Annotated in this window: 9 protein-coding genes; 7 read left to right on the top strand and 2 right to left on the bottom strand. The window is 39.7% G+C overall.

Annotated features, from left to right (window positions below; genetic code table 11):
- Positions 1–255 (top strand): IS3 family transposase (locus tag T541_RS0111725; RefSeq protein WP_026652845.1); only part of this gene is annotated, 255 nt, incomplete at its 5' end.
- Between the two features lie 95 nt (positions 256–350).
- Here the strand turns inward: T541_RS0111725 and T541_RS0111720 are convergent.
- Positions 351–638: a YerC/YecD family TrpR-related protein gene (locus T541_RS0111720; RefSeq protein ID WP_026652915.1), complete on the bottom strand. Its 288-nt coding sequence runs from the start codon at positions 636–638 to the stop codon at positions 351–353.
- Positions 639–859: 221 nt separating this feature from the next.
- On the opposite strand from T541_RS0111720, the gene T541_RS0111715 reads away from it, so the two are divergent.
- The 3 genes from T541_RS0111715 (at position 860) to T541_RS0111705 (ending at position 2,505) form a co-directional block, all read left to right on the top strand.
- Positions 860–1,060, top strand: a complete 201-nt coding sequence (locus tag T541_RS0111715) for a cold-shock protein (protein WP_013281837.1) — start codon at positions 860–862, stop codon at positions 1,058–1,060.
- A gap of 194 nt (positions 1,061–1,254) precedes the next feature.
- The gene (locus T541_RS0111710) at positions 1,255–2,037 is read left to right on the top strand and encodes a murein hydrolase activator EnvC family protein (RefSeq protein ID WP_026652914.1); all 783 of its coding nucleotides are present in this window, start codon (positions 1,255–1,257) and stop codon (positions 2,035–2,037) included.
- A gap of 15 nt (positions 2,038–2,052) precedes the next feature.
- The gene (locus T541_RS0111705) at positions 2,053–2,505 is read left to right on the top strand and encodes a bactofilin family protein (RefSeq protein WP_026652913.1); all 453 of its coding nucleotides are present in this window, start codon (positions 2,053–2,055) and stop codon (positions 2,503–2,505) included.
- 124 nt (positions 2,506–2,629) lie between these two features.
- Here T541_RS0111705 and T541_RS0111700 read toward each other — a convergent pair whose 3' ends face one another.
- A complete protein-coding gene (locus tag T541_RS0111700) occupies positions 2,630–5,083 on the bottom strand; it encodes a GH36-type glycosyl hydrolase domain-containing protein (protein WP_026652912.1) in 2,454 nt (817 codons plus the stop codon).
- 430 nt (positions 5,084–5,513) lie between these two features.
- On the opposite strand from T541_RS0111700, the gene T541_RS0111695 reads away from it, so the two are divergent.
- From T541_RS0111695 to T541_RS0111685, 3 genes are read left to right on the top strand one after another with little or no spacing between them, the layout of a single operon-like run.
- Positions 5,514–6,539: a LacI family DNA-binding transcriptional regulator gene (locus T541_RS0111695; RefSeq protein WP_026652911.1), complete on the top strand. Its 1,026-nt coding sequence runs from the start codon at positions 5,514–5,516 to the stop codon at positions 6,537–6,539.
- Positions 6,540–6,562: 23 nt separating this feature from the next.
- Positions 6,563–7,468 carry an ABC transporter permease subunit gene (locus T541_RS0111690; protein ID WP_026652910.1) on the top strand — a complete coding sequence of 302 codons (906 nt, stop codon included), beginning with the start codon at positions 6,563–6,565 and terminating at the stop codon, positions 7,466–7,468.
- A gap of 27 nt (positions 7,469–7,495) precedes the next feature.
- Positions 7,496–8,431 carry a carbohydrate ABC transporter permease gene (locus tag T541_RS0111685; protein WP_051538219.1) on the top strand — a complete coding sequence of 312 codons (936 nt, stop codon included), beginning with the start codon at positions 7,496–7,498 and terminating at the stop codon, positions 8,429–8,431.
- Positions 8,432–8,469: the final 38 nt, after the last annotated feature.

The raw sequence follows: 8,469 nt of genomic DNA, 5'->3' as shown, positions 1-8,469 counted from the left end.
TATTCGAATAGACTGAAGCAAGAACGTATCTTCCAGAGCATGTCACGAAAAGGTAATTGCCTAGATAATTCAGTTATGGAGAATTTCTTCAGCTTGCTAAAACAAGAAATCTATTATGGTGTGGTTTATTACAGTTTCGAAGAATTGAAATCTGAAATAGAACGATATATAAAGTATTACAACGAACAAAGAATAAAAGAAAAACTAGGATGGATGAGTCCTGTTCAATACAGGCTTAACCTCTTGGCTGCATAAAAACAGCGTAGCAGCCATAAACTGCTACGCTTAAAAAGTCTAACTTTTGGGGGTCACCTCAAAAACCTCTCTGACTCGTCATTGATGAAATATAATCAGTCGTTAAGTCTGTCGAATACAAGCTCGTAACCATCATCTCCATAGTTGAGAGAGCGGTTAACACGGCTGATTGTTGCTGTTGAAGCTCCAGTTCTGTCTGCGATCTCCAGATATGTTCTGTGATCTCTAAGCATTGAAGCTACCTCAAATCTCTGTGAAAGAGAGAGGAGTTCGTTGACAGTACACAAGTCTTCAAAGAAGCTATAGCACTCCTCTTTGTTCTGCAAACAAAGAATGGCGTCAAACAGGTGATCAACTGCATCTGTTCTAATTTTTTTGTTCATGTAGTAGGTCCTCCATGTTGTTGTTTTCTTGATGAAAATTAATATTCAAAATAACGTAAATAACTGATTCGTGCTTATGTATTTTATCACTCTAACGTTCTAAAGTAAAGATGTTTGAAAAAGATTTATTTTCTTTACTTTTGTGCATAATTGTGATAATGTAAATATGTTGTCATAGACAACATAACGATTATTTTTTTATTTTTAGTGGAGGTATTACAATGAACAAAGGTACTGTTAAGTGGTTCAACAACCAGAAGGGTTACGGCTTCATCTCAGACGAGGCTGGAAATGATGTATTCGTACATTATTCAGGACTCAACATGGAAGGTTTCAAGTCTCTCGAAGAGGGCGCTTCAGTTGAGTATGATGTAATCCAGGGCGAGAAGGGACCTCAGGCCGTAAACGTAAACAAGCTTTAATTCATTGAACTAAAGCAATTAATCAGACTACAAAGTGCCTTATTCTAAATAGATATATTTTGAATTCGCAAGATTGTAACAATGATTAATCAGAAGAGCCATCTGACATAAGTCAGATGGCTCTTTTGCGACTGTGACAGATTTGCCTTTTCGTATGCTTATATGGTAAAATAAAGTGTTAGTCGGAGGTGAATATGAGCAATTCTAATAAGCCCAGAAAGCACAGACACAAAAGAAATTACACATTCATGATAATATCAGGAGACTCTGATGGAAGCACAAAGCGTCTTCATCTGAATCATTTCAAGACGCAGCTTCTTGCCTATATTTCTTTTGCTGTTGCACTTGCTATTATCTGTTACATTATCTATTCTGCTCTTACTATTAGTAATCTGCGTAAGATGCAGACAAGTGCTCAGACACAGATCAATGAACTTACTGTAACAAATAGTACCTTGGAAGCATCTAATGATATGCTTCAGAACGAAGTTGAACAGTTAAGCGCTGCCATCAATAAAAGACTTGTTGATGAACAGGCATCTGCAGAAGAGGCAGAGACCCTTGCTGTTCCTTCAGGATTTCCTTTAACAGGTACAGCGTCCATGACCAGTGCGATGGATGATCCTACATCAACTGAGGTGACAGCCATCACAGATGACAACAAGGACGACCTTAAGGGCAATCCGATCATGCTTTTTACTGCTGCTTCTGGTAGCAACATAATCGCAGCAGGAACTGGAACAGTTCTTTCTGTTACTACTGATGCCAAGTTTGGCAACCTAGTATCGATAGACCATGGAAATGGCTATATTTCTTATTATCGTAACCAGGGAGATCCATTGGTTTCTGAGGGAGATGCAATTGATAGGGGAGATATTATATTTGTCGTTGGAGAGGATAACACCACCTTGGGTTATCAGATTCAGCAGGACGAACAGTATATTGACCCAGAAGAGTTAATAGAGATCAACGGTTAATGGAGGATTTACAAGATGTTTGGAAACAAAAAAGAAGATGCTGATGTAACAACAGCCTTAGAGCAGGTTGGAACAATCATTGGACCAGGAGCCATGCTTGAGGGACCTCTTACAACCAAGGATTCAACAAGAATCGATGGTACTGTAAAGGGTAACGTTACTATCAGCGGAGCACTGATTGTAGGTCAGGGCGGCAAGATTGAGGGAACAGTTTCTGCTGTTAATGCCTACATCGCTGGCGAGGTAGTAGGAAATGTAGTATCACCTCAGGGTAAGATTGAGATCAGTGATACTGGTAAGGTTATTGGTGATATCACATGCAAGGGAATCATCATTGATGAAAATGCTGTCTTCCAGGGCAGATGTGAGATGACCAATATCGACAAGAACTCAGCTGAGATAGCTAAAGAGAGAGCTGCTGCTGAGAAGACATCAGAGGAGTCCAAGGAGTCCAAGGAGAACAACTAATTAAGCTTTCCAGTGACTTGACAGTTTAACAAAGGTAAATAGTACTAAATCAAAAGCCCGTATTCATCATCGATGAATACGGGCTTTCTTATGTATATTATTTTGGAAAAGAAAAGCTTTTTGATTAACCCATGATTGCTTCTACTGTGTATTCCTTTACAGATGGATCGTAAGGAATTACGTTTCCAGAAACCTCAGCGCCGTTTACAACGAGCTTCTTGATTCCCTTCTGAGCACCATTCTGCTTAACAGAAATCTTGTAGGTAGCACCACGGTACTTTCTTGTTACATCGAAGTCACCAAATCCCTCAGGGATACATGGATCAATTGAAAGACCCTTGTGTGTAGGATAGATACCTAAGATGTACTGTGAAATATTAACAAATGTCCAGGCAGCTGTTCCTGTAAGCCAGCTGTTCTTACCCTGTCCATGGAACTTAGCATCTCTACCAGCTACCATCTGTGAATATACATATGGCTCTGTGCAGTGAACATCACTGATGTCTTCAATGTAAGCTGGGCAAGTCTTCTTGTAGATATCGAAAGCTCTGTTACCATGACCAAGAACTGTCTCAGCAATAGATACCCAAGGATTGTTGTGACAGAAGATACCAGCATTCTCCTTGTATCCTGGTGGATAAGAAGAAACCTCACCAAGTTCAAGGTGATACTTAGTATAAGCAGGCTGTAAGATCATTACGCCATACTTGGTATCAAGTCTTTCCTCAACGCTCTTAAGAGCCTTCTCTGCAAGACCTTCCTTAACACCGATGCCTGCAAGAACGCAGAAGCCTTGTGGCTCGATGTAGATCTGACCCTCTTCACATTCCTTAGAACCAACCTTGTTGGAATATGCATCATATGCACGAACGAACCATTCGCCGTCCCAACCAGCTGTGATAGCTGCTTCATAAACCTTAGCGATTTCTTCACGAGCTCTTTTTGCCTCTGCATCATCTCCAAGGAGTTCAGCAAGCTGTGCGTACTCTTCACCGTACTTAACAAACATACCAGCGATGAATACTGACTCAGCGACAGGTCCCTCTGAAGGTCCGAAAGTCTGGAAGGATTCACCTGGGTGCTCTGAGAAGCAGTTAAGGTTAAGGCAGTCATTCCAGTCAGCTCTTCCAATAAGTGGAAGACCATGAGGTCCCTTGTGGGTAGCTGTGAAGTTGAATGAGCACTTAAGGTGCTCCATGAGAGTCTTAGCAACGCTCATGTCGTTATCGAAAGGAACCATTTCTTTTAAGATAGAAAGGTCACCTGTCTCTCTAATATATGCGCTTGTTCCAGCGATGAGCCAAAGTGGATCATCATTGAAGCCAGAACCGATGTCGGAGTTACCCTTCTTGGTAAGTGGCTGATACTGGTGGTAAGCACTACCATCCTGGAACTGAGTAGAAGCAATATCAATGATACGCTGTCTTGCTCTGTCTGGAATGAGGTGTACGAAACCAAGAAGATCCTGACAAGAATCTCTAAAGCCCATTCCACGGCCGATTCCGGACTCATAATAAGAAGCAGATCTGGACATGTTGAATGTAACCATGCACTGATACTGGTTCCAAATGTTGACCATACGATCAACCTTCTCATTAGAAGAAGAGATGTGGTAGATTCCAAGAAGCTCGTTCCAGTACTTCTTAAGCTCTGCAAGAGCTGCGTCTACAGAAGACTCTGTGTTGTACTTATCAAGCATCTCGTAAGCTTTCTTCTTATTAACAACAGAAGGAGCTTCCCACTTGTCATCCTCAGCATTCTCAATATAACCAAGAACAAAGATGAATGTCTTGGACTCACCAGGAGCAAGAGTTACATCGATCTGGTGAGAAGCGATTGGTGACCAGCCGCTTGCTACTGAGTTAGTGCTCTTACCTTCCTTAACAACGTCTGGGCTGTCAGGACCATTGTAAGCACCAAGGAATGCATCTCTGCTGGTATCAAAACCATCAACCTTAGTGTTAACACCATAGATAGCATAGTGATTACGACGCTCTCTGTACTCTGTCTTGTGGAAGATAACAGATCCGTCTCTTGTAACCTCAACTTCACCAGTGCTTAAGTTTCTCTGGAAGTTCTTCATATCGTCGTCCGCATTCCAGAGACACCATTCAACATATGAGAAAAGACTGAGCTTAGCTTCAGTGTTCTTACTATTAGTAACTGTAACCTTAGAAATCTCACAGTTGTCATCCATAGGAACAAAGGTCAAAACCTGAGCCTTGACGTTGTTCTTACTTGATGTAAATGTGCTATATCCAAGACCATGACGGCACTCATATTCGTCAAGAGCAGTCTTAACTGGCTGCCAGCCTGGATTCCAGATTACTCCCTCAGCAGAATCAGTTGTGTCTTTAATATAGAAGTATTTTCCATTGTTATCATATGGAACATTGTTGTAGCGATATCTGGTGAGTCTTAAAAGCTTAGCATCCTTATAGAATGTGTATCCACCACATGTATTAGATATAAGTGAAAAGAACTCTTTATTACCAAGGTAGTTGATCCAAGGCAATGGAGTCTTAGGTGTGGTGATGACGTACTCACATGATGCATCATCAAAATAACCGTACTTCATATAAACCTCCCGTTACTTAAACGTTTAAGAAAATTTCTAAGCAAATTATATATGGTAAAGTCCTATAATGCAACATAAATTTTAATTTCTTTATGAAAGATAACGAAAACTTTTTATCTTACGTTAAGTGTAGTAAAAATCATAGTTAACGGGAAACTGGTATACAGAATATAGGTAATTACTATCTAATTTAAGTGTAATTTTTCGTAAAGTTGAATATTAACGAAAAAAGTAGCGAAAACGTTTACTCGAATTATTGGTTTCTCATTAACCATTCGGTAAAAATGTATGAAATAACGATAAAATAATTGGATAAAAGTACCAAAAATATAAAATATGCACAAAAGAAATTAAAAAAGTATTGATTTTGGGGTAAATGTGTAGTACATTAAAGACACGAAAACGATTAAGTATTATTTCGAGGGAAAATATGTCGAAGGGGAAAGTATCATTAAAGGACATTTCCGAGGCTTGTGGAGTTTCAGTGGCTACGGTTTCCAAGGCGCTTAACGATCACAGTGATATAGGCCAGGAAACCAAAGAGAGAATTAAAGAAATTGCAGATAAGCTTGGATATCATCCAAATGCTGCGGCTAAGGCCCTTAAGACGAACAGAACTAACAATATAGGAGTTTTGTTCGTGGATGAAGCCAATAGTGGTCTTACTCATGACTATTTCAACCACGTTCTTGATAGTTTTAAAAGAACTGCAGAAGAGAATGGCTTTGATATAACCTTCATAAATGGAGGAAAAGCCAGAATCAACAATATGTCTTATCTGTCACATGCAATATACAGGAACTTTGACGGAGTGATGATCGCCTGTGTGAATTTCTCAGATCCAGAGGTTGATGAACTTGTTAAGAGTAGTATTCCTGTAGTGACAATTGACCATCTTTTTAACAACAGAATAGCAATTGTATCAGACAACGTTAAGGGCATGAGCGAACTTACCTCTTATGTATATGAACAGGGACACAGGAAGATTGCATATGTTCACGGTCTTGAATCTTCAGTTACACAGAGCAGATTATCTTCTTTTTATAAGACACTTCAAGACTACGGTCTCTCGGTACCGGATGAATATGTAGTATCTTCACCTTATCGTAATACTGACGCAGCGTTTGATGCTACTCAGAAGCTATTGGATCTCCCAGATCCGCCAACATGCATCTTTTATCCAGATGACTTTGCAGCATTTGGAGGAATCAATGCCATAAGGCAGAGGGGACTTAGGATTCCAGAAGATATCTCGGTAGTTGGTTACGACGGAATTGAGCTGGCCAGAAGGATAAGTCCTATACTTACAACAATTGTTCAGGATACGGTCAAGATTGGTTCGCTTGCAGCTTCCAAACTGATTGAACTCATCAATAATCCAAAGGGGACACTCATCGAACAGATAGTAGTGAATGGAACATTGGAAAAGGGTCAGTCGGTAGCGAAGATAGATTAAACACATATAGGAGAGAGTAGGGTATGAAAGAATTTTTAAGAAACACGTGGAAACACAGGGCACATGTAGTTATGGCACTACCAGTGTTCCTTATCTTGTTTTTCATCATGTATGTACCTATGGCAGGTCTTGTTATGGCCTTCAAGAATTTTGACTATAACTTAGGAATTTGGAAGAGCCCATGGAACGGCATTGATAACTTCAAGTTCCTGCTTGCATCAAAGGCTACATTCTTAAACATCACCAAGAACACATTGTTTTACTATTTTGTATTTACTATTGTAGGTACATTCTTGAATGTAACACTGGCTATCATGATCGATAAGCTTGTATTTAAGAAGATGGCTAAGACAATGCAGACTCTGATGATCATCCCAGTGTTCATTTCATACGCAGCTGTACAGTTCATTGTATATGCGTTCATCAGTTCAGACACAGGTATCATCAACCATACATTAGGAACAAGCACAAGATTTTATTCATCAGTTAATCTTTGGCCAATGATTCTTCTTATCGTTAAGATCTGGAAGGACACAGGTTACGGCTCAGTTCTTTATATGTCAGTACTTGCTGGTATTGACTCAGAGCTTTACGAGGCAGCTGATATCGATGGTGCGAACTCATGGCAGAAGATCTTTCATATTACAATACCTTCATTGATTCCAATGATAACTGTAATGCTTCTTCTTTCAGTTGGTTCAGTAATGCACTCAGATACAGGTCTTTTCTATCAGGTAACACGTAACAGCGGAATGCTTTACAGAACAACTCAGGTTATTGATTCTTATGTACTTAACGCTATTATGAGTAGTTCAAACTTTGGTTTCGTAGCAGCTACGTCCTTCTTCCAGTCGGTTGTCGGACTCATCATGATGCTTATTGCGAACTTCTCAGTTCGTAAGATCGCACCAGAGAACGCATTATTCTAAGACAACTGAGTTTGAAAGGAGAACAAAATGGCTAAGTTAAAAAGAGATAACAAACTTGATATAGCACCGTCCAAAAAAGAGAGAGTTACAGTTGGACAGGTCATACTTTTGATCATACTTATTTTAGCAACATTGTTTGCATTCCTTCCTGTAGAGCTTACTTTCGTAGCAGCATTTACAGATGAGAGAAGTATCGCAGAGAACGGATTCAGATTCATACCTCTTAAGTTTTCAACAGCAGGTATGGCAGCAGTACTTAAATATGGTAAGCAGCTCGCTCAGTCATATTTAATAACTATTTTCATTACAGTAGCAGGTACATTCCTTGGACTTTTATTTATGAGTATGTTTGCTTACTCAATCAGCCGTAAGGAATTCAGACTTGCAAAGTTCTTATCAATTTACTTATTGATACCTATGCTTTTCAACGGTGGTACACTTTCAGGATATATCATTTTCTCTCAGTACTACCACCTGAAGGATAACCTGTTAGTACTTATCCTTCCACTGTGCGTATCAACAATGAACGTTATTATTCTTAGAACATATATTGTTAACAGTATTCCTGGAGAGCTTATGGAAGCTGCCAAGATCGATGGAGCTGGAGAGTACAGAACATTCTTCCAGATCACACTTCCGCTTCTTAAGCCTTCACTTGCAGCCGTTGGTTTCATGATGGCTACAGCTTACTGGAATGACTGGCAGAACGCTCTTCTGTTCATTAGCTCAGATAACAAGAAACCTTTGCAGCTTCTTCTTATCAACATCCAGAAGAGTATCGAGTTCCTTCTTAACAACGTAAACGTTCCTGCATCAGCAAGAGCTGCTATGGGCGGTACAATCCCACAGTACTCTTCAACAATGGCAACAGTTCTGGTAGTTATTGGACCTATCATGATAGTATATCCATTCTTCCAGAAGTACTTCATTAAGGGTCTTACAGTTGGATCTGTAAAAGGCTAACTTATTTCTTACTTATTAACTTTGGTATTCACCCAGAG

The organism is Butyrivibrio proteoclasticus P6B7 (assembly GCF_000622085.1).
GTDB classification, from domain to species: Bacteria; Bacillota; Clostridia; order Lachnospirales; family Lachnospiraceae; genus Butyrivibrio; species Butyrivibrio proteoclasticus_A.
This window is presented reverse-complemented; position numbering and strand designations above follow the sequence as displayed.